Source organism: Corynebacterium lehmanniae, assembly GCF_043161975.1.
Lineage (GTDB): Bacteria > Actinomycetota > Actinomycetes > Mycobacteriales > Mycobacteriaceae > Corynebacterium > Corynebacterium lehmanniae.
Map to the genome: position 1 here is coordinate 960,512 of NZ_CP170998.1, position 18,850 is coordinate 979,361.

Sequence of the window (18,850 nt, forward strand, 5' to 3'; positions counted from 1 at the left end):
GATTGCCGAGATTGCATCTGCCTATCCACATCAGGTGAATCTGAATAGCCACGACGAAGGGAAACGAATTAATGAGAGGGAGTCGAACCAATTCGAAGAGAAGCGAGCTCACAATCCTTTCCGGCCCGCAGGAAGCCTACTTGCTTGAACCGGGTGGCGTAACCGAAGACGTGTCTCTCACCTCAAGCGCACTGCTATACAGCGACCATGTTCACCTCTACTCGATGACGGCAGGTGAACTTCAGTGGTACGCCAATGCCACACGCTTGCCGCCAGTCGAGCTCGCTGAGTTCATTCTCTGGACAGAGCGTAATAACCGGGAGATGACGCTAGACGAAACGGGAGTTGCAAAGCGCGACTGGCTCAGAAACTTCGTAAACGCGAGTAAGAATGGGAATCGGAAACAGAGGCGAGAAGCGGAGAGGCACCACAAGTTCATCCGAGAGGACGCCCACAGGCTCTTAAAACAGCAAGAAAAGATGTGGAAGGACCACGGTGGTGACCAACTTGAACAAGCCGTCTCGGCCGGTGCGTTGACGATTCATTCTGACTGGGCGACCGATGTCATCACTAGGCCAGACGAAGTCGACGTGGACAAAATGCTTGGCGTTGTCCAAGGCCAACTCGTTGCGACTGGCGGTGCGATCATGTTCGACTCGCTCATGGGGAATCTAGTATCTGCGGCTGAAAGAGAGCGGTTCCTTCCGATAGCGAATCGCCAGCAGGTGGGAATCCGAAGGACGAAAACCGGAACCGCCATGATTTCTTTCCTGCCTGCATTTCCTAACGCAAGTATCGAAAATGTTTTGGATGCCCGCAAGATTATTCGAGCTCCTCTGGAGGAATACAGGCTTGCGGTAGTCGAATTGGAAGCGATGCTTCATCCGAGATGTGGCTCAGACGTTGACGATGAAGCACTTGACGATCTTTGGCACGACTACGTGGAACCCCGCGTAAGCACGGTTATCGAGGCGCTAGATGACACTTCGCTCTCAGGTGCGTGGCGTGCAACAAAGTCCGGGCTGTTAAGGGGCTCGATTCCCGGAGTCACCTTTGTCGCGACTCAAACCGGTGATTACGTTCCTGGTGTCCAGCCGGAAGATGTCGAGAGAGTTGTCAATCTAGCGGTAAAAGCGGGCTTGCCTGACTTATCGAATCCCCTCGCAGCAGCAGTTACCGCCTCGGTGGCGGCGATAACTGGCGCTTATGCAGGGTGGAAGAACGCTTCAAAAAGTCGCCACGAGATGGTACAAAACAATCAACTCGTCTACCTTGCTGACACACAGCGCGCGCTCGCCAAACGGACCAGGTGACTACTAGACAAAGATCCGGTTGAACTAGAAAGTAAGGATCACGAGATCTGGCCAGGAATTGGCTGATTGTGAGCTAGGTCCAGAATTACTCGGAACCCCGCAGCGCCCGCTGACCCGGCTACCGAAGCGGAACTTCCTCGAAGAAATTTGGGTCGGAAGCGAGTTGGACAAACAAGTCCGTCGGCTGAGCTTCTTCAGGCATGAGCGACACCCAAGTCATCTGCTTCGTCTCGCCGGGGGCGATTAAGTCACCGCACTGCGGGTTGTCGGGTACGCGCTCCAGGTAGCCGACGTTGCCCCACGCGGAGCCGTTGGACGCGATCTGGACCTCAAGGTCTGTACTGCATGCCAGGTCAACCCCTTCCTCGGAGTTGTTCGTCACGTCTGCCGTAACGGAAACCTGCTTGCGACCTTCGTAGTCCGGCATTTCGACTTCCGTGACGCTTGACGGGTCGGCGACGTCTACGACGTTAAGCAAAAAGTCGCCGACCTCGTAACCGGCTTGCGCTGTCTCCTGTGACTGGGACGAGTCTGTTTCCGTACCGGAGCACGACGCGAGAAACATTGCGGAGACCGCGGCGAGAGCGGAAATAGTCTTCTTCATGCCAACAAACGTTACCCACTCAGAAAGCGGGTCAAAGCTCTGGGTTGAGTGGCAGGGGGTGGGCGGATCGAGGTCTGCGACTAGGCGTGTTGCTCCGTCAGAGCAAGCGGGTCGCAAGACGGTTCGCTAAATCGCTCCGGCGCAGTGTCTCACTCTGGTTTTCGCAACAGTGGGAGGGGCGGTTTGTTGCGCGGTCGTATCTAGTAACACCGTGGTGAGTATCGAGTAACGCATTGGTGAGCATCCAGTAACAGTCCGGGGGAGGATTCTGGTGACCGCGTGACTTCAGGGCACGCGGCGTTACCAGAGGAGTCTGATTGTGACTGACTACCGGGCGGTAATGGATCAAGTGCTCAAAGGCTGGTCTGTCCGTCAAATCTGTTCGAGTTCGCGGTGCTCGCACACCACCGTGCAAAAGGCTCGCGATGCGCTGGTGGAACACAACATCACAACCCGTGAGCAACTTCGTGGGGTTGCGGATCATGAGCTGGCGGACTGGTTCGTCGACGGGCGCAGCCATGCTCAGGGGGGTTTCGTCCCGATCGATTTCGACGCTGTCGCCAAAGCGCGCACCGGGCGCAACAAAGTGACCCTGCAGGTGCTGTGGGGCCGCTACACCGCACAGCCTGCGGGCACAGGCCAGCGGTACTACAGCTACGAGCGGTTTCGCCAACTTGTGGCTCAACACGTTGATGCAGCCGGGCTGACCGCCAGGATCACCCATGCCCCAGGCCATACGATGCAGGTGGACTGGGCAGGCACGAAGATGCGGTTGTTTGACCCCACCGGCGGGCAAGGCTCGAAGGTCAGCATCTTTGTCGCCTCGCTGCCGTATTCGGGCATGGTGTTCGCCTGCGCGTGCGCGGATGAGCGCCAGGACGCGTGGCTTGCAGCCCATATCCGCGCGTTCGAGTACTTCGGCGGGGTTGCCGAGGTCATCGTGCCGGATAATGCCTCAACGGCTTCGAATGTGATCAGTGCCGCGGACAGGAATCGCCGGGTCAACTCCACCTACGAGGAGTTTTTGGAGCACTACAACACCGCCGCGTTGCCGGCTCGGGCGAAACGTCCCAAGGATAAGGCCAGCGTTGAAGCTGCAGTCAAGATTGTCACCCAGAACGTTATCCACGCACTCGATGGCCACCAGTGCGCCGGAATAGACGAGCTCAACGCAAAAATTACCGTCCTAGTCGATGGGATCAACGCTGCCACGCCGTTTCGCGGCAATGCGACGAGCAGGCGCGCATTGTTTGATCAGTTCGAACGCGACGTGCTCACCGCGCTGCCTGAAACACCGTGGCAGCGTACCGAATGGAAACGCGCCAAAGTCGCGCCTAATTTCCACATCAGAGTGCACAACGCGCATTACTCGGTGCCCAACCAGCTGGTGGGCCGCACCGTGGATGTGCGTATCACCGGTGACAGTCTCGCCGTCTTCGACGCCGGGCAGCGTGTGGCCAGACACCAACTCGCGCGTGCCCGCGGGGTGTATGTCACCGACACCGACCACATCCCGGCGAACATAGGTGACACCCGTGGGTTATGGACAAGCGAGTACTTCCTGCGCGAAGCCGCCAAGATCGGGCCGGCCACCCGCCAGGTGATTGCCGAGATCATCGAAGCCAAAGCGATCCCTGCCCAGGCGTACCAAGCGTGCCGCAACGTGCTCAGCATGGGCAAACACACCAACAAGCCAATCCTCGAAGAAGCCTGCAGGCGGTTGGTGTCCACCGACGGCGCCAGGCGTGCTGTGTCGTATACCGCGGTGAAAAACATGATGGCCGCCGTGCGCAAAGACACCTCCACACGGCCTACAGGCACTGACCTGCCAACCGATCAACCAACCGGCAGACCCGCTGGCGGTGCGCCTGCGCCGACAGCGCGTGACACCCGCGGCGCCTACCTCGGTGGTGCTGCCCAGTTCAGCCTCGAAAACCTCACCAAGAAGGGATCTGCATAACCCATGCCCCACCCACAACCAGCATCAGCATCTGCCCGCTTCCTCGACGAATCAGTCCTGCCGATCTTTACCGACCTGCGCATGACCGCCTTCGGACAAAGCGTCATCGACATCGCCGCCGATCCCGCCTTCGACGATTGGAGCTTTTCCGACAAGGTGCTCTACGCACTCGACAAAGAGGTAGCGGCCAAGCGTGAGAGGCGAGTCAACAAACTGCTCAAAGCATCCCGATCGCCAAATCCCGATGCTTGTATCGAAGACATCACCTACACGCCCGGCCGCACCATCAACAAAGAGCAAATCACCCGACTCGCTCACTGCCAATGGTGCCAAAGCGCACAAAACATTGTCATCCTGGGCAAATCCTCCGTCGGCAAAACCTACCTCGCCCAAGCACTGCTTACCGCGGCGTGCCGAAACGACTACTCCGCGCGCTTTTTCCGCACCGACACACTTGCCAACCACCTCGCCGTGCTCAAACACGACGACCCAGCCCGCATCACATTCCTCGAAGACCTCCACCACACAGACGTGTTAGTCCTCGACGACTTCCTGACCACCCCAATCGATGCCGTCACCGCACACCAACTGCTCAACATCCTCGCAGAGCGCGAACCCCGCGGATCCACCATCGTGACATCCCAGTTCACACCCGACGAGTGGTACAAATCCATCCCCGATGCCGTCATCGCCGAATCCATCCTCAACCGACTCGTCGCCGGCGCCGAAATCATCACACTCGAAGGCACCAACATGCGACTGGCCCCATAACCCCGCCGAAACCCCAAAACGCCCGGGTGTTACTCGATACTCACCCGGGCGTTACCCGATACTCACCACACCGTTACTAAACACGTGGTCTAAACAGGGCGGTTTTTCAAAGCGGGAGCCGCTTCGGTTCCCGCTGCGTATAGGCTACTTTCGGGCGCTGGCTAGGATGAATTTGGAACTGAATACGCAAGCCCGTGGAACTAAGGATGGAACCGGGCCACATCAGTGGTGGTCAAGGAGTTTTCCGAAACCCCCTGTAACACCCCGTGACCGACATAAATGCTGTTGGCGGGGCATTTTGGTGGCGCGACTGGTTCCCGCGGTGACAGCGAGTTTTCAATTTCGAAGCCCCTCTGAGTCCCACTAGATTTTCACGAGGCACCGTCGCGCGCGTTGCCTCGTTTTCTCATCACCACCAGGGCAACCTCTTATTCCACGAATGCTGCGGTGGCAGCCCCACACGACTGTCCTGCGCCAGATCATGAAATCGACTTGGTAATAAAACCGGTGCCTCATCTTGTCGGCGCGATCCTCGCGTGGGTGCTGCCTAGCCGTCAGGCACTGTGGTCGGCCATCGTGCTTTTAATCCCGCTCATTAGCAGTGCGGCGAGCTCGCAGTAGATGCGCAACTACGTCGCCACACCAGTCATCCGCCTGCGTGATACTCCCCGTGGCGTACTCATCACCTACTTCGCATTGTGTGCAGTCTGGCTGGTGGGACTCATCGCCACTGGCGGCTTCGACCCCTCGGGCAGCTTTGACAGCGCGGGCGCTACCGGCGCAATCGTCGGTGCCGTCGTGGGCGCTGTGGTGGCCGGAGTGACCAGCCATGAATTCAGCAAGAAGCGCCGCCAGCGCGACCAGGCCCGCCTCGACGCAGAGGCCGAGGACTAGCCCCTCCCCCGCCACGAGCACACCCCGCACGCCTTGTTGACCTGCGGGGTTTTGCTATACATAGGCAACCTATATAGTTCTCCTATGCACTCCAACGAGGACCTCCCCGCGCTCGCTGTAGAACTCATCGCGGCCGGAAGCCATTTCACACGCGCCGCGTACCAGGCATCCGGCATGGAGCTTTCAAACGTCTCCATGCGCGCGCTTGCAGCACTCGAGCGCGAGCCGGGGCTCCGGATTGGAGAGCTTGCAGCACGGGAAGGCATCCGCCAGCCCTCCATGAGCCAGGCCATGAAGCGGCTTGTGAACGACGGTTACGCCGCCAGACACACCGCCGACGACGATGCCCGCGCAACAGCGCTGACCATCACCGATGCCGGCCGCGAGGTGCTACGCAGCTACAGGGCAGCAGCAGCCGAGGCGGTGGCCCCTGTGTTCGAGCCGTTGAAGCCGGAGGACGTCGCGACGCTCAAGCGCGCGGCGGAGCTTCTGCCGGAGCTGACCGCAGAGTTGAAACAACGTAAAGGAGGTCGCGAGTGACAGACTCGCCGCACACACCGGAAAACCATTCCATTTTGAAACAGCCCGTAGCGGTATGGGCCCTAGCCTTCGCTTGCGCCGTCTCGTTCATGGGCATCGGGCTGGTGGACCCGATCCTTCCCGCCATCAGCCGCGAACTGGATGCCTCGCCAACGCAAACGATGCTGCTGTTTACCAGCTACCTCCTGATCACGGCGCTGGCGATGTTCTTCAGCGCGTTCATCTCATCGCGTATCGGTGTCAAGACCACGCTCCTGATTGGCCTAGCGCTGATCGTCGTGTTCGCGGCGCTCTCTGGCGCCGCAGGCTCCGTCGACGCAATCATCGGCTTCCGCGCCGGCTGGGGTCTAGGAAATGCACTGTTTATCTCTACGGCGCTGGCGGCCATCGTCGGCGCGGCGGCCGGGCACGCGGGCCAGGCGGTGATCCTGTATGAGGCCGCGATCGGCGTCGGTATGGCCATCGGCCCCCTCGCCGGCGGCGTGCTGGGTGAGATCAGCTGGCGCGCACCCTTCTACGGCACTGCAGTGCTCATGGCGGCCGGCTTTATCGCGATTGCGACGCTGCTGGCCAAGGCACAGCGCAAACCAGAGCCCGTCGCGCTGACGGCGGGGCTCGCAGCAGCCAAGGACCCAGCCCTACTCACTCTCGGTTTGGTGGCGTTTTTCTACAACTTCGGTTTTTTCACCCTGCTCGCCTACTCGCCCTACCCCATTGAGGAAGCTGCAGCGCTGAGCGGGCGCAACTTCGGCGCGACTGAGCTGGGCTACGTCTTCTTCGGCTGGGGCCTGGCGCTGGCTGTCTCTTCGGTGTTCATCGCGCCTCGCCTGACCCGCGCCTTCGGCCTGATTCCGGTGGTGGTGACCGTGCTCCTCGGTTTCAGTGCAGTTCTCGCCGGCCTCGGCTTTGGCGCTCACCGGTTGGGCGTCGTAGTGGTCCTGGTCATTCTCGCGGGTTTCTTCAGTGGCGTTTTCAACACCGTGCTCACTGAAGCCGTCATGGAGGCGACGGAGATGCCGCGCAACGTGGCGTCGTCGAGCTATTCGGGGATGCGCTTCCTCGGCGGCGCTGTGGCGCCAGCTGTATCCGGCCCGCTGGCCGCGTCGCTGGGCGCTGGCGTGCCGTACTGGTTCGGCGCCGCTTCACTCGTGGTCTCGCTGGTGATCCTCTTCGCAGGTCGAAAGACTCTGCATCGCATTCTCTAACGGATTGGTTAAGATACGCCCCATGCGCAAGTCTCTCATCGCCGGCGTCACCGCCGGAGCACTCGTCCTTGCAGGCCTGAACGCACCTTCCGCCACCTCGCAGACCAAGCCGGAAGGCACCGGCATCACCGCAGAAGATGCCGAGGTTCTCCGCAACACCGCGGACGCGTTTGAAAAACTTTCGGCTGAGGGCACCTCATCCAGCAGCGAGGAAGGCTCCTCCAGCAAGACCGACAATAAGAAGAAGGGCCCGCGGAAGCCGGGCGACCCGTCGCCGGACCTGGAGTGGCTGGACCAGGACCCGGAGAACGATCCGCTCTACATCGACCCGGAGAAGAACCCGCTCAAAGAGGTCTCCTCTTCCGACATGTTCTTGGAGTGGACCGACGGCATGGAAGAGGGCGAAGGCAAAGAATTCGTCCAGGCGTGGGCCCGCAACTCCTCCGTCCCGGACACCGCTAACCCGGTCGAGCTGTGGAAGCAGGAGGCCCAAGGCTCCGCGATGATGTCCTCCGGTTTCTTCACCGGCGATTTCGCGCAGTCATCGGCAGGTTCCAGCCAGGCCACCTCGGTGCTGATCCCCGTGTTCTTGGGGATGCTGGTGATCGGCTCGCTGATTGAGCTGGTTATGCGCGGTATTCGCATGGCGCAGCAGTAGCCAAAAGCATTTGCTTATCGACGGCCACAGGGGTGACCTGGGGCCGTCGATACGCATTTGCGGCCCGGTGTAATATACGATGGATTGTAATTATTCATCATGTATTGGAGCCGGTATGCAACACACCACCTCCCTGCGCGTCGCCGCGTGTCTGAGCGCGACGATGCTGCTCGCGGGTTGCGTGACCAATGAGGAGGGCGGCACCCCCGACGGCTGGGAACCGATTGTCCCGGACGCTGTGCCCGAAATCGCGGCAATGGTGCCGCCGGAGGTCGCCGCTGACGGCGTGCTCAACGTGGGCACGAACCCGCCGTTCGCCCCCTTCGAGTTCAAAGACTCGCAAGGCGAGCTCATCGGCGTGGAACTCGACCTCGCCCGCGCCGCAGCAGCGGTCATGGGCATGGATTTCCAGGCCGACGACATGGACTTCGCCATGATCCTGCCCGCCGTGTCCTCGGGCAGCCTCGACGTTGGCGCGTCGGGCTTCACGGACAACGAGGAACGCCGCCAGTCTTTCGACTTTGTCAATTTCCTCTACGCGGGCGTGCAGTGGGCCGCCCAACCAGGCGACGACGTGGACCCGGGCAACGCCTGCGGGCTGACGGTCTCGGTGCAGCGCACCACTGTTTCAGACACCGACGACGTGCGCCCGAAGTCCGAGGCCTGCGTGGCCGCCGGCAAGGACCCGATCACGGTGCTGGCCTTCGACACCGCAGACAACGCCGCCCTCGCGGCGCTGGTGGGTCGCGCCGACGCGTACAGCGCGGACTCCCCTGTCACTGCCTGGGCCGTGGAGCGCTCCGACGGCGTGCTGGAGATGGTCGGCGAGATGTTCGACGCAGCCCCCTACGGCTTCGCGGTGCCGAAGGGCTCGCCGCTGGCCGACGCGATGGCGGCGGCGATGCAGCACCTCATCGACACCGGCGACTACGAGCGGATTCTGAAGCAGTGGAACATCGACACCGGCCTTTTGGACCAGGCCCTGATTAACGAACAACCTCTGGGAGGACAGTGAGCATGAGCACCCCCTATTCCAAGTACGCGGCGAGCCAGAAAGAGCGCACCCGCCCCGAGCGCATCCAGGCCAAGCCGCTGCGCCACCCGGGCCGCTGGGCGCTGGCCGCCCTACTCGTGGTCCTGGTGCTCTGGTTCGTCATCGGCGCCGCGCGTAACGACGCCTACGGCTGGGACACGTACTTCGCCTACCTGCTGGACACCCGCATCGCCACCGCGGCACTGCACACCATCGCGATTACGGTGCTGGCCATGCTCCTCGGCGTGGTCGGCGGCGTGCTGCTCGCCGTGATGCGCATGAGCCCGAACCCGGTGTTCAAGACCGTCGGCTGGATCTTCCTCTGGATCTTCCGCGGCACCCCGGTCTACGTCCAGCTGATGTTCTGGGGTCTGATCGGCGCGATCTACGACACGATCAACCTCGGTTTCACCGAGATCCCGCTGGACCCGTTCACCTCGTCGGCCTTCGCGCTCGCCGTTGTCGGCCTGGGTCTGAACGAGGCCGCGTACATGGCCGAGATCGTCCGCTCCGGAATCTCCGCTGTCCCGGAGGGCCAGGTGGAGGCCTCCAAGGCGCTGGGCATGAGCTGGGGCCAGACCATGCGACGCACGGTGCTGCCGCAGGCCATGCGCATCATCATCCCGCCCACCGGCAACGAGTTCATCTCACTGTTGAAGACCTCCTCGCTCGTGGTGGCCATCCCCTACTCGCTGGAGCTCTACGGCCGTTCCATGGACATCGCCGCCGCCCTGTTCGAGCCGGTGCCGATGCTCTTGGTCGCCGCCACCTGGTACCTGGTGATCACCTCGCTGCTCATGGTGGCGCAGCACTACCTGGAGCGCTACTTCGACCGGGGTGCCACCCGCCAGCTCACCGCCCGCCAGCTGGCCAGCCTGGCCGACGCCGAGGGCACCATCCCCAACAACGTTGAAATCGTGGAAGAACCGCAAAAGAAGGGGCAGCGCTAATGACCGTCAAACAGAAGCCAATGATTCAGGCCGTGGACGTGTGGAAGTCCTTCGGCAACCTCGACGTGCTCAAGGGCATCGACCTGGAGGTCTACCCCGGTGAGGTTGCCTGCCTGATCGGCCCGTCCGGCTCCGGCAAGTCCACCCTGCTGCGCTGCGTGAACCACCTGGAGAAGGTAAACGCCGGCCGCCTCTACGTCGACGGCGAGCTGATCGGCTATCACGATCGCGACGGCGTGCTGCACGAGATGAGCGAGAAGGACGCCGCCAAGCAGCGCCGCGACATCGGCATGGTGTTCCAGAACTTCAACCTCTTCGGTCACCGCACGGTCCTGGACAACATCATCGAGGCCCCCGTGCACGTCAAGGGCCAGCCGGCGGACCAGGCAAAGGCCCGCGCGATGGAGCTGCTGGAGATGGTCGGCCTGGGCACCAAGGCCGACGCCTACCCCATCCAGCTCTCCGGCGGCCAGCAGCAGCGCGTGGCCATCGCGCGCGCGGTGGCCATGGATCCGAAGCTCATGCTTTTCGACGAACCCACGTCCGCCCTCGACCCCGAACTCGTCGGCGAAGTGCTGCGCGTGATGCGCGAGCTGGCGGAGCAGGGCATGACCATGCTGGTGGTGACCCACGAGCTGGCGTTCGCCCGCGAGGTGGCCGACAAGGTCGCGTTCATGGACGGCGGCCAGATCATCGAGTACGGCACCCCGGAGCAGGTGCTGGACAACCCGCAGCACGAGCGCACCAAGGCGTTCGTGTCCACCCTGTTCTAGGCGCGCATTTTTGTACGAATCGACATTTTGCCCATTTGGTCGGAAACTGACCTGGGCAAACGCAAATCAGCTGTCGATTCGTACAAAAACTTAGGTCAAAAGCCCGCGCACGAGGGCCGTCACCCCGCCGGCGAAAGCTAAACCCAGCGCTATTTTGTGCGCGGTTGTAGACGGCACCCGGGGCGCCAGCCGCTTGCCCGCGCCAATGCCTACCGCCAAAGCGGCCAGCGTGGCGACCCACAGCGCAGGCTCGATGCCCGTCACGTCGGCGGCACCGGCGACCACCTTCACCGTGAAGGACAGCGTGCCGGCAACCAAAAAGATCGGCTGCAGCGTGGCGGCGTAGACCCGCTGCGGCCAACGGGCAGCTTCCGCGTACACCGTGATCGCAGGCCCTGCCACCCCGGCCAGGGTGTTCATGAACCCGCCGATCACACCGGACGCGGCCGCTGGCACCACCCCTTCGACCCGGGGCACGTAGCGCTTGCCCAGCGTGACCACCGAGAGCGCGAGCAGCAGCAGCGCCCCGACCAGCACGAGCAGCACGTTGGTCGGCGCGTTCGCCACCACCCAAGTCCCCGGGACCACGCCGAAGACGAGCGCGAGCGCGATCGGGGCGAACTTTTTCCAGTCCACGTCTGCGCGCATGCCCCAGGTGTTGGTCGCCGCGTTGATGACGGCGAGGAGGTTGACCAGCAGGATGCCGTCGACAGGCCCGAGCAACAGCGACAGTACAGGGGCGGCGATCAGCCCCACGCCCATGCCGGAGATGCGCTGCAGGCACGCGCCCACCGCGACGGCAACGCCGACGCCCAAAGCGACAAGCACTAGCGGTACTTCTCCGCCATCGCCTCGCGCACAGAATCCGGCACCAAGCCGGTGACGTCGCCGCCGTACTTGGCTACTTCCTTGGTCAGCGAGGACGAAATGTAGCCGTATTTTTCGTCCGTGAGCAGGAAGTAAGTGTCCACCCCGGTCAGGCGGCGATTCATCTGCGCCATGGGCAGCTCGTACTCGTAGTCCAACGAAGAACGCAAGCCCTTAACCAGGGCGGTGATGTGGTGGGCGGAGGTGTAGTCCACAAGCAGCCCGCCCCAGCTGTCCACGCGGACGTTGGGCAGGTGCGCGATCACCTCGCGGATCAGCTCGACGCGCTCGTCGATGGAAAACAGCCCCGAGGTCTTTGTCGGGTTGCCGGTGACCAGGACCACCACCTCGTCGAAGTGCCGCGAAGCGCGGGTGACAATGTCCAGATGGCCGTTCGTGATCGGATCGAACGAGCCTGGGCACACTGCGGTAGTCATTTATTCCTCCACCTCTGCTTCCGGGTCCGTGTACACGGCCATGTCCATGCGCGCGATGCCGTACAGGCGCTTCTTCAGCTTCTGGCCGGTCGGGGTGAACTCCTGTGGCCAGGCCGTTTCGGGGCTTTCGCGGTGGCGCTCGACGACGACCACGGCGCCGTCGTGAAGCGTTGGCTTCAGCGCCTCCACCATCTCCGCGACGGCTTCATCCGCGAGCTCGTACGGCGGGTCCGCGAGCACGATGTCGAAGTGGTTGCGCGGCGCGCGGGCGAGGTAGGTCGACGCTTTCACCGGCTCGATGGTCACGTTGGGGTGGCCGACCACACCGGCGTTGTACTCGATGACGCGCACGGCCTCCGGGTTGTTTTCCACCAGCACCACCTCGGCGGCGCCGCGCGAGGCAGCCTCCAACCCCAGCGCGCCGGAGCCGGCGAACAGGTCGAGAACGTTCATGTCCACGAACCCGAAGCGGACCTGCAGGGAGGAAAACAGGCCCTCGCGAGCCCGGTCCGAGGTGGGACGTGTGCCCTCTGGCGGCACCTTGATCTTGCGGCCGCGGGCCTCGCCGGAAATGATGCGGTTCATGGCCACAACTCTAACGCCCTAGCTCTTGTCCAAGTATTCGAAGTCCTCCGGAATGAAATCCGCGGTGGCGGCACGGGCGAACTCGAGGTTGTCCGCCACCAGGCGCGCGGCGTCGTCGTATGCGCGGCGCACCAGCTCGAAGTCCTCCACCAGGTTGAGCAGCTTCAGCGTGCGGTGCATGCCGGACTGCTGGGTGCCCAGTACGTCGCCCTCGCGGCGGTTGAGCAGGTCCAGCTCCGCCAGCGCGAAGCCGTCCGTGGTGGACGCGACCTGGCTCACGCGCTCAAACGACGGGGTCCCCTCCTTCGCCAGCGTGTGGAACAGGCACAGCGACTGGTTGCCGCCGCGGCCAACGCGGCCGCGCAGCTGGTGCAGCTGGGAGACGCCGAAGTGCTCGGACTCGCGCACCATCATCACCGTCGCGTTGGGCACGTCCACGCCGACCTCGATTACCGTGGTGGCCACCAGCACGTCCACCCCGCCGGCGGCGAAGTCCGCCATGACGGTGTCTTTCTCCTCGCCCTTCATCCGGCCGTGCAAAAACGCGACGTTCAAGCCCTCGAACTCCGTGGACGCGAGTTCGGCGAAGACCTCGAGCACGCCGCCTTCGCCGTCGATGCGCGGGCAGACCACGTACGCCTGGTGGCCGGCGGCGACCTCCTCGCGGATCTTCTCCCAGGCGCGCGCCACCCAGCGCGGCTTGAACTGTGGCACCACCGCGGACTGGATGGGTTTTCGCCCGCCGGGCAGCTCGCGCAGGGTGGACACGGTCAAGTCGCCGAAGACGGTCATGGCGATGGTGCGCGGGATCGGCGTCGCCGTCATCACCAGCAGGTGCGGGGTTTCATCCCCCGCCTTGGCGCGCAACGCGTCGCGCTGCTCCACCCCGAAGCGGTGCTGCTCGTCCACCACCACAAGCCCGAGGCGGAAAAACTCCACCCCATCCTGGATCAGCGCGTGGGTGCCCACCACGATGTCGGCCTCGCCGGTGACGATCTTCAGCAGCGCGTCCTGCTTCTGCGCCGCCGTCATGGACCCGGTCAGCGCCACCACGCGGGTGGGCAGACCCGCATTCATCAGCACCTTCGTCATGGAGCGGGCGTGCTGCAGCACCAGCACTTCGGTGGGCGCGAGGAAGGCGCACTGCGCGCCGTTGTCCACGGCCTGGAGCATGGCAATCAGCGCCACAATGGTCTTGCCGGAACCGACCTCTCCCTGCAGCAGCCGGCTCATGGGCACGGTGCGCGCCATATCGCGGGTGATCTCCGCGACCACCTCGTCCTGGCCGGAGGTCAGCGGGAACGGCAAGCGCTGCACCAGCAGGTCCTCATCGCGGCCCACGACCCGCGGCAGCGCTTCGGCGCTGCGGGCCTCCGCGTCGGCGCGCCGCACGCCCATGGCCAGGGCAACGGACAGCGCCTCGTCGTACTTCAGCCGCTCCAGCGCACGGGCGGGTCCCGGCGGGCCCGGCTCGTGGATCTGGTGGACAGCCGAGTTCAGGGGCAAGAATCCTATTGGGGTGAAGCCGAGAGGCTCGTCGATAGGCGGAAGTTCTTTGAGCACCGCATGCACCGCGCCCATGATGGTCCAGGTGCTGACGTTTTTCACCGCCGGGTAGATGGGCAGCCACTCACGCCCGCTCATGATTTGCTCGATGTCGCCGAAGTGGCCGAGCTGTTTCAGCGCGCCGGTGGCCTGCGTGGGGCCGTCCAGAAGCACGAAGTCCGGGTGCGACAGCTGCGGCTGGTTGCGGAACACGTCGTACTTGCCGGTCAGCATCACCCGCCGGCCTTCTTTGAGCACGCGCTGGGCGTAGTGGGAGCCGAAGAAGGCGGCCAAAAACACCTGGCGCCCGTCGTCCACGTGCACCTTGTAAATGGGCCGCTTCGGCTGTTTCTTGGACGTGAACTGCTCGGTGCCCACGACCGTGCCGATGACGTTGAGCGTGTCGCCCGGTTTCACCCCGGCGAGGTCGGCGCCGGTGCCGTAGTGCAGGTAGCGCCGCGGGTAGTAGCGCAGCAGCTCGCCGCAGGTGTGGATGTCGAGGTGCTTGCCTATCGCCTTGGCCTGTTTCAGCGGAATGACCAGGTTGAGCGGGCGCGTGTCCTCGAAACCCAGCATCTACTCCACCCCAATCTCCGCGCAGGCTTGCAGTCCGTCCGCAGGATAGACCATCACGTCGACACCAAGTTTGCCCGCGAGCTCCTCCAACGCGTCCGCGCGCAACTCGTTCGGGTCGAACAGGATGCTCACCTGTTCCCCGCCGTGCTCGAGCAGGCGGCGGCAGGCGCGCTCCACGGCCTCCATCGGCTCGTCGGCAATGAGCATGTGCTCGCCGCGTGAGGTGACCACCACGTCGCCCCTCGCAACAGCCCCGCCCAAGGTCAGCGCACCCTTCTCGGCGCGGAACGCGAGCGCCGTGCGCATCTCGCCGGCCGCCTCGGACATGGCGAAGGCGGCGGTGGCCAACGGCTGCGCCGGGTCGTGCACGGACAGCGCCGCGATACCGGAGACCAGCCGCACCGTGGGCAGGATGGTGATGGACTGCTCCACCGCGCGCGCCGCGTTCTCCACTTCCGCGAGCTCGCTGTTGCTCAGCTGCCCGTTCGGCAGCACGATCACCTCGTTGCTGCCGGAGCGGGTGATTGCGTCGAGCATGTCCGCCGCCACGTTCGGCCCCGGCACCACCGTCACCGCGCCGGATGCGGCGTACAGGCTGGTCACAGACCCCGGCGGGGTCACCGCGATGATCAGGCGTTCCGGCGCGCCGGCCGCCACGGCGCTCGTGAGCACCTCCAGGCGCAGGTCAGCTACCTCGCCTAACGCAAATGCAGCCTCGATAACCGTGCCGGCGTCGCGGGAGTGGATGTGCACCGTGGCCTCGCCGTCGTTCAGCGGCGCGACAATCAGGCTGTCGCCCAGCCCCGCCAGCTCGCCTTTCAGCGCCTCCAAGTCCCCGCGGAAGCTGAACATCACTTCCAGCTCGCCCTGGGTGCCGTGGGTTTCGGGCTTTTGCCTATCGACGTCCTCCGGTTCCCGCTCACCTTCCCCCTCAACCGTCAGCGTGTTCAGCACCGCCACCAGGCCCGCCCCACCGGCGTCGACGACTCCGGCCTCGCGCAGCGCCGGCAGCTGGTTCTGCGTGAGCTGCAGGGCGTCTTCGGCGGCGGCGGTGGCGGCGGCAGCGACGTCGGCAAGCGGGAGGTGCGCGTTGGGTCGTGCGGCGTCGGCCGCGGCGCTCAGCACCGTGATGATGGTGCCCTCGACCGGCTCCGCGATAGCGCGGTCCACGAACCCGACGGCGTTGGTGAGCGCGACGGCAAGCATCTCGCCTTCCGTCGCCCCGTAGCTGGCAGCCTGGGCGAGGCCACGCAGGATCTGGGAGAGCACGACCCCGGAGTTCCCGCGCGCACCGCGCACCGCGCCGACGGCCAGCGCCTCGGCGACCTCGGTCAAGCCCGCGCCGTCTTCCAGCTCCGAGGCGGCCTCGACCGCAGCAGCCATCGTGTGCGCCATGTTGGAGCCGGTGTCCCCGTCCGGAACCGGGAACACGTTGAGCTCGTTGATCTCCGCGCGCTTGCGCTCCAGCTCGCTTAAGGCGCGGCGGGACCATGCGAGCAGGCGTGCGCCGTTAGAAAGCGGAGATGCAGACATGCTGAGAGAGTTTACAGGTTCTGCTTAGAGTGCCCAGTTGACCGGCTGGGCACCCATTTTCTCCAGCTCCTGATTCGCCCGCGAGAACGGCCGGGAGCCGAAGAAACCGCGGGAGGCGGACAGCGGCGAGGGGTGCGGCGACTCGATGCGCGGGGTGCCGCCCAGACACTTCGCGGCCGTCTGCGCGTCGCGGCCCCACAGGATGGCCACCAGCGGCGTGCCGCGGGCCACCAGCGCCTCAACCGCCGCCTGCGTCACGGCCTCCCAGCCCTTGCCGCGGTGCGACGCCGGGGCGCCCGGGCGCACGGTGAGCACCCTGTTCAGCAGCAAAATCCCCTGCTTCGACCAGGAGCTCAAGTCCCCGTCCTTGCGCGGCGGGACGCCAAGATCGGCCTCAAGCTCCTTGTAGATGTTCACCAGCGAACGCGGCGCCGCGACACCGGGCTGGGTGGAAAACGCCAGACCCATCGGGTGCCCCGGCGTCGGGTACGGATCCTGGCCCAGGATGAGCACGCGCACGTCCTCAAACGGGTCCGCGAACGCGCGCAGGATGTCGTTGCCGCGCGGCAGGTACTCGCCTTCTGCGCGCAGGAAGTCGCCCATGGCGTGGATCTGGTCTTCCACAGGCGCCAGCGGCGCTTGCCAGGATTCGTGCACGGGCAACATCAGAAGCTCTCCCATCCTGTGTCGGTGGCGGGCGCGGAGCCGTCGATACGCACGCCTTGTTTCCTGGATACCGCACCGATGGAGCGGAAGCCCACCGGCGCGGAGCCTTCGATGGTGCCGATGAGCGTGTGGTCCTCGCCGCCGCCGAGCACCCACTCCCACGGGTCCACGCCGAGCAGCTCGCCCGCCTCCACCAGCAGCCGGTCGGGGGCGAGAGCGTTGGACGCAAAGTCGATACCCACTCCGGATGCCTCCGCAAGCTGGGTGATGTCCCGGATCAGCCCATCCGAGTTATCCGTCATCGAGCACGCCCCCGCAGCGCGCGCCACCACGCCGCGGCCCGGGGTCAGCTCCGGCACCTGGTGCGCGGCGACCAGTGGCTCGAGCTGCGCCGGGACGTCCACGCCCGCCTGCAGCAGCGCCAGACCCGCCGCGGAGTACCCGATGCGCCCGTGCGCGATCACGCGGTGACCCGGGCGAGCTCCGTCCAGCGTCAGCGGCGGGCGGTTGCCGCCGAGCGCTCCCATGGCGGTGACGGACACGACCAGGTAGTCGCCGCCCGTGACATCGCCGCCGACGAGCTCGCAGGCGTAGTCCGACGCCATGTCGCCCACCCCGCGCGCGAGCTCCTCCAGCACTTTCGCCGGGGTATCCGGGTGCGCGGAGACCGCCATCAACGCCGCGATCGGACGCGCGCCCATTGCCTCGATGTCCGCGAAGTTCTGCAGCGCCGCTTTGCGCCCCAGCAGGTAGGGCGTGGTGGTCTTGGCGGTAAAGTGGCGGCCCTGCACGAGCATGTCGGTGCTGGCCACCACGCGGGAGTTCGGCGCCGCTTGGGTGAGCACCGCGGCGTCGTCGCCGTTGAGCGCGGACGGCGCCTGGGCGCGGATCAGCGCGATGACTTCGCGCTCGCCGAGCTCGCCCAGTGTCGGCCCATCGGTGGGAAAGTCTGTCTCGATCACGTCTGCGCGCACCCTTTCACTAGACTCAGCCGCCATGGGTTCCACGGCGCATGATGCTCAATTTAACCGCACCACCATCTACGTCAGTCTTGGGCTGGCGGTGGCGCTGGTGCTCGGCGTGCTCGTCGGCGCGCGCGTGTTCTTCAACCGCGTGGCGTTGCAGCCGGTGGCGATGACGCAGCTTCCCGCGCCCGAGGCGTCTTCCTCAGAGTGCACATCGCTTATCGACGCCCTCCCGTCCACCCTCGCCGACCTCAAACGCGCCGAACTGGCCGAGCCCGCCCCCGAAGGCGCCGCCGCGTGGCAGGCCTCCTCCACCGAGCGCATCACCCTGCGCTGCGGCGTGGACGCGCCCGCGCAGTACACCCCGTATTCGCAGCCCGAGGACGTCGACGGCGCGCGCTGGCTGCGCGTCAACGACGCCACCCCGGGATCCACCCTTGCCACCTGGTTCACGGTGGACCGCTCCCCCGTCCTCGCCGTCACCGCCGACACGCAGCAGCTTCGCGACGGCACCGCCCCCGTCGCCGGCATCGACACCTCCGCGTTGACCGGCCCAGCCCCTGAGCAGCACCCCGCGCCGCTCGCGGACCTCGCCGCTGGTGGCGGCGCTGGCGCTGCTTCCTGCAACAGCCTGCTCGCCGCGGCCCCCGACTCCATCGCCGACGGCTACACCCGCGTCGACGCCGTGAGCGAGCAGACCGTGGCCTGGTCCGCCGAAGGCCAAGACGCGATCGTGCTGCGCTGCGGCGTCGCCGCCCCGGAGAACTACGGCCCGGGCGCGCGCCTGGACCAGGTCAACGGCGTGCCGTGGTTCGAGGACGTGAAGCTGGCCAACGGCACCACCGCTTCCACCTGGTACGCGATGGGCCGCGACGTCCAGGTGGCCGCGTCGCTGCCGCAGGCGGAGAGCAACGAGGCGATCACGAACCTGACCAACCTCGTCGCCGAGCACACCGGGCAGGCCTAGGCCCGCAC

19 protein-coding genes are annotated in these 18,850 nt (G+C 64.8%); 11 read left to right on the forward strand and 8 right to left on the reverse strand.

Going from position 1 to position 18,850, the window contains the following annotated elements; all coding sequences use genetic code 11:
* Positions 1-71 precede the first annotated feature (71 nt).
* Positions 72-1,313: a hypothetical protein gene (locus ACF3NP_RS04575; RefSeq protein ID WP_181888339.1), complete on the forward strand. Its 1,242-nt coding sequence runs from the start codon at positions 72-74 to the stop codon at positions 1,311-1,313.
* 118 nt (positions 1,314-1,431) lie between these two features.
* Here ACF3NP_RS04575 and ACF3NP_RS04580 read toward each other — a convergent pair whose 3' ends face one another.
* On the reverse strand, positions 1,432-1,917 hold the full coding sequence (locus ACF3NP_RS04580) for a DUF4352 domain-containing protein (RefSeq protein ID WP_181888338.1): 486 nt from the start codon (positions 1,915-1,917) through the stop codon (positions 1,432-1,434).
* Positions 1,918-2,236: 319 nt separating this feature from the next.
* Here ACF3NP_RS04580 and istA point away from each other — a divergent pair, with 319 nt between their 5' ends.
* The 9 genes from istA (at position 2,237) to ACF3NP_RS04625 (ending at position 10,701) form a co-directional block, all read left to right on the forward strand.
* Positions 2,237-3,877, forward strand: coding sequence for an IS21 family transposase (istA, locus tag ACF3NP_RS04585; RefSeq protein ID WP_392399006.1), 1,641 nt, complete (start codon positions 2,237-2,239; stop codon positions 3,875-3,877).
* 3 nt (positions 3,878-3,880) lie between these two features.
* Entirely contained in the window at positions 3,881-4,648 is a 768-nt protein-coding gene (locus ACF3NP_RS04590; protein ID WP_392399007.1) for an ATP-binding protein, read from the forward strand.
* 621 nt (positions 4,649-5,269) lie between these two features.
* Positions 5,270-5,542, forward strand: coding sequence for a hypothetical protein (locus ACF3NP_RS04595; protein ID WP_181888336.1), 273 nt, complete (start codon positions 5,270-5,272; stop codon positions 5,540-5,542).
* 84 nt (positions 5,543-5,626) lie between these two features.
* Positions 5,627-6,082, forward strand: coding sequence for a MarR family winged helix-turn-helix transcriptional regulator (locus ACF3NP_RS04600; RefSeq protein WP_181888335.1), 456 nt, complete (start codon positions 5,627-5,629; stop codon positions 6,080-6,082).
* Positions 6,083-6,117: 35 nt separating this feature from the next.
* Positions 6,118-7,287, forward strand: a complete 1,170-nt coding sequence (locus tag ACF3NP_RS04605; RefSeq protein WP_202032078.1) for an MFS transporter — start codon at positions 6,118-6,120, stop codon at positions 7,285-7,287.
* A 22-nt stretch (positions 7,288-7,309) separates the two neighbouring features.
* Positions 7,310-7,945, forward strand: coding sequence for a hypothetical protein (locus ACF3NP_RS04610; RefSeq protein WP_181888334.1), 636 nt, complete (start codon positions 7,310-7,312; stop codon positions 7,943-7,945).
* 115 nt (positions 7,946-8,060) lie between these two features.
* On the forward strand, positions 8,061-8,960 hold the full coding sequence (locus tag ACF3NP_RS04615; protein ID WP_181888333.1) for an ABC transporter substrate-binding protein: 900 nt from the start codon (positions 8,061-8,063) through the stop codon (positions 8,958-8,960).
* A 2-nt stretch (positions 8,961-8,962) separates the two neighbouring features.
* Positions 8,963-9,928 carry an amino acid ABC transporter permease gene (locus tag ACF3NP_RS04620; RefSeq protein ID WP_181888332.1) on the forward strand — a complete coding sequence of 322 codons (966 nt, stop codon included), beginning with the start codon at positions 8,963-8,965 and terminating at the stop codon, positions 9,926-9,928.
* On the forward strand, positions 9,928-10,701 hold the full coding sequence (locus ACF3NP_RS04625; protein WP_272899111.1) for an amino acid ABC transporter ATP-binding protein: 774 nt from the start codon (positions 9,928-9,930) through the stop codon (positions 10,699-10,701). The genes ACF3NP_RS04620 and ACF3NP_RS04625 overlap by 1 nt, the downstream gene beginning before the upstream one ends.
* A gap of 90 nt (positions 10,702-10,791) precedes the next feature.
* Here ACF3NP_RS04625 and ACF3NP_RS04630 read toward each other — a convergent pair whose 3' ends face one another.
* The 7 genes from ACF3NP_RS04630 to ACF3NP_RS04660 are packed head-to-tail and all read right to left on the reverse strand — an operon-like array spanning position 10,792 to position 17,908.
* Positions 10,792-11,529 carry a TSUP family transporter gene (locus ACF3NP_RS04630; protein ID WP_181888331.1) on the reverse strand — a complete coding sequence of 246 codons (738 nt, stop codon included), beginning with the start codon at positions 11,527-11,529 and terminating at the stop codon, positions 10,792-10,794.
* The gene (gene coaD / locus ACF3NP_RS04635; RefSeq protein ID WP_181888330.1) at positions 11,529-12,005 is read right to left on the reverse strand and encodes a pantetheine-phosphate adenylyltransferase; all 477 of its coding nucleotides are present in this window, start codon (positions 12,003-12,005) and stop codon (positions 11,529-11,531) included. The genes ACF3NP_RS04630 and coaD overlap by 1 nt, the downstream gene beginning before the upstream one ends.
* Positions 12,006-12,590, reverse strand: coding sequence for a 16S rRNA (guanine(966)-N(2))-methyltransferase RsmD (gene rsmD / locus ACF3NP_RS04640; protein ID WP_181888329.1), 585 nt, complete (start codon positions 12,588-12,590; stop codon positions 12,006-12,008).
* 18 nt (positions 12,591-12,608) lie between these two features.
* Complete coding sequence (locus ACF3NP_RS04645; RefSeq protein ID WP_181888328.1) at positions 12,609-14,711, reverse strand: ATP-dependent DNA helicase RecG; 2,103 nt, start codon at positions 14,709-14,711, stop codon at positions 12,609-12,611.
* A complete protein-coding gene (locus ACF3NP_RS04650) occupies positions 14,712-16,244 on the reverse strand; it encodes a DAK2 domain-containing protein (RefSeq protein WP_181888327.1) in 1,533 nt (510 codons plus the stop codon). It lies immediately after the preceding gene.
* Between the two features lie 24 nt (positions 16,245-16,268).
* A complete protein-coding gene (locus tag ACF3NP_RS04655; protein WP_236883399.1) occupies positions 16,269-16,910 on the reverse strand; it encodes a uracil-DNA glycosylase in 642 nt (213 codons plus the stop codon).
* Positions 16,910-17,908 (reverse strand): thiamine-phosphate kinase, encoded by a 999-nt coding sequence (locus ACF3NP_RS04660; RefSeq protein WP_181888325.1) that lies wholly within the window; start codon positions 17,906-17,908, stop codon positions 16,910-16,912. The genes ACF3NP_RS04655 and ACF3NP_RS04660 overlap by 1 nt, the downstream gene beginning before the upstream one ends.
* Between ACF3NP_RS04660 and ACF3NP_RS04665 the strand changes: the two genes are divergently transcribed.
* Positions 17,907-18,842, forward strand: a complete 936-nt coding sequence (locus tag ACF3NP_RS04665; RefSeq protein WP_181888324.1) for a DUF3515 domain-containing protein — start codon at positions 17,907-17,909, stop codon at positions 18,840-18,842. The two genes, ACF3NP_RS04660 and ACF3NP_RS04665, sit on opposite strands and share 2 nt — an antisense overlap.
* The last annotated feature ends 8 nt before the right edge of the window (positions 18,843-18,850 follow it).

Bases quoted from the DNA above. Each gene is read 5' to 3' on its own strand.
- ACF3NP_RS04575 (WP_181888339.1), top strand. From the start codon at position 72: ATGAGAGGGAGTCGAACCAATTCGAAGAGAAGCGAGCTCACAATCCTT.
- ACF3NP_RS04580 (WP_181888338.1), bottom strand. From the start codon at position 1,917: ATGAAGAAGACTATTTCCGCTCTCGCCGCGGTCTCCGCAATGTTTCTC.
- ACF3NP_RS04590 (WP_392399007.1), top strand. From the start codon at position 3,881: ATGCCCCACCCACAACCAGCATCAGCATCTGCCCGCTTCCTCGACGAA.
- ACF3NP_RS04595 (WP_181888336.1), top strand. From the start codon at position 5,270: ATGCGCAACTACGTCGCCACACCAGTCATCCGCCTGCGTGATACTCCC.
- ACF3NP_RS04600 (WP_181888335.1), top strand. From the start codon at position 5,627: ATGCACTCCAACGAGGACCTCCCCGCGCTCGCTGTAGAACTCATCGCG.
- ACF3NP_RS04610 (WP_181888334.1), top strand. From the start codon at position 7,310: ATGCGCAAGTCTCTCATCGCCGGCGTCACCGCCGGAGCACTCGTCCTT.
- ACF3NP_RS04615 (WP_181888333.1), top strand. From the start codon at position 8,061: ATGCAACACACCACCTCCCTGCGCGTCGCCGCGTGTCTGAGCGCGACG.
- ACF3NP_RS04620 (WP_181888332.1), top strand. From the start codon at position 8,963: ATGAGCACCCCCTATTCCAAGTACGCGGCGAGCCAGAAAGAGCGCACC.
- ACF3NP_RS04625 (WP_272899111.1), top strand. From the start codon at position 9,928: ATGACCGTCAAACAGAAGCCAATGATTCAGGCCGTGGACGTGTGGAAG.
- coaD (WP_181888330.1), bottom strand. From the start codon at position 12,005: ATGACTACCGCAGTGTGCCCAGGCTCGTTCGATCCGATCACGAACGGC.
- rsmD (WP_181888329.1), bottom strand. From the start codon at position 12,590: ATGAACCGCATCATTTCCGGCGAGGCCCGCGGCCGCAAGATCAAGGTG.
- ACF3NP_RS04645 (WP_181888328.1), bottom strand. From the start codon at position 14,711: ATGCTGGGTTTCGAGGACACGCGCCCGCTCAACCTGGTCATTCCGCTG.
- ACF3NP_RS04650 (WP_181888327.1), bottom strand. From the start codon at position 16,244: ATGTCTGCATCTCCGCTTTCTAACGGCGCACGCCTGCTCGCATGGTCC.
- ACF3NP_RS04655 (WP_236883399.1), bottom strand. From the start codon at position 16,910: ATGTTGCCCGTGCACGAATCCTGGCAAGCGCCGCTGGCGCCTGTGGAA.
- ACF3NP_RS04665 (WP_181888324.1), top strand. From the start codon at position 17,907: ATGGGTTCCACGGCGCATGATGCTCAATTTAACCGCACCACCATCTAC.
- ACF3NP_RS04660 (WP_181888325.1), bottom strand. From the start codon at position 17,908: ATGGCGGCTGAGTCTAGTGAAAGGGTGCGCGCAGACGTGATCGAGACA.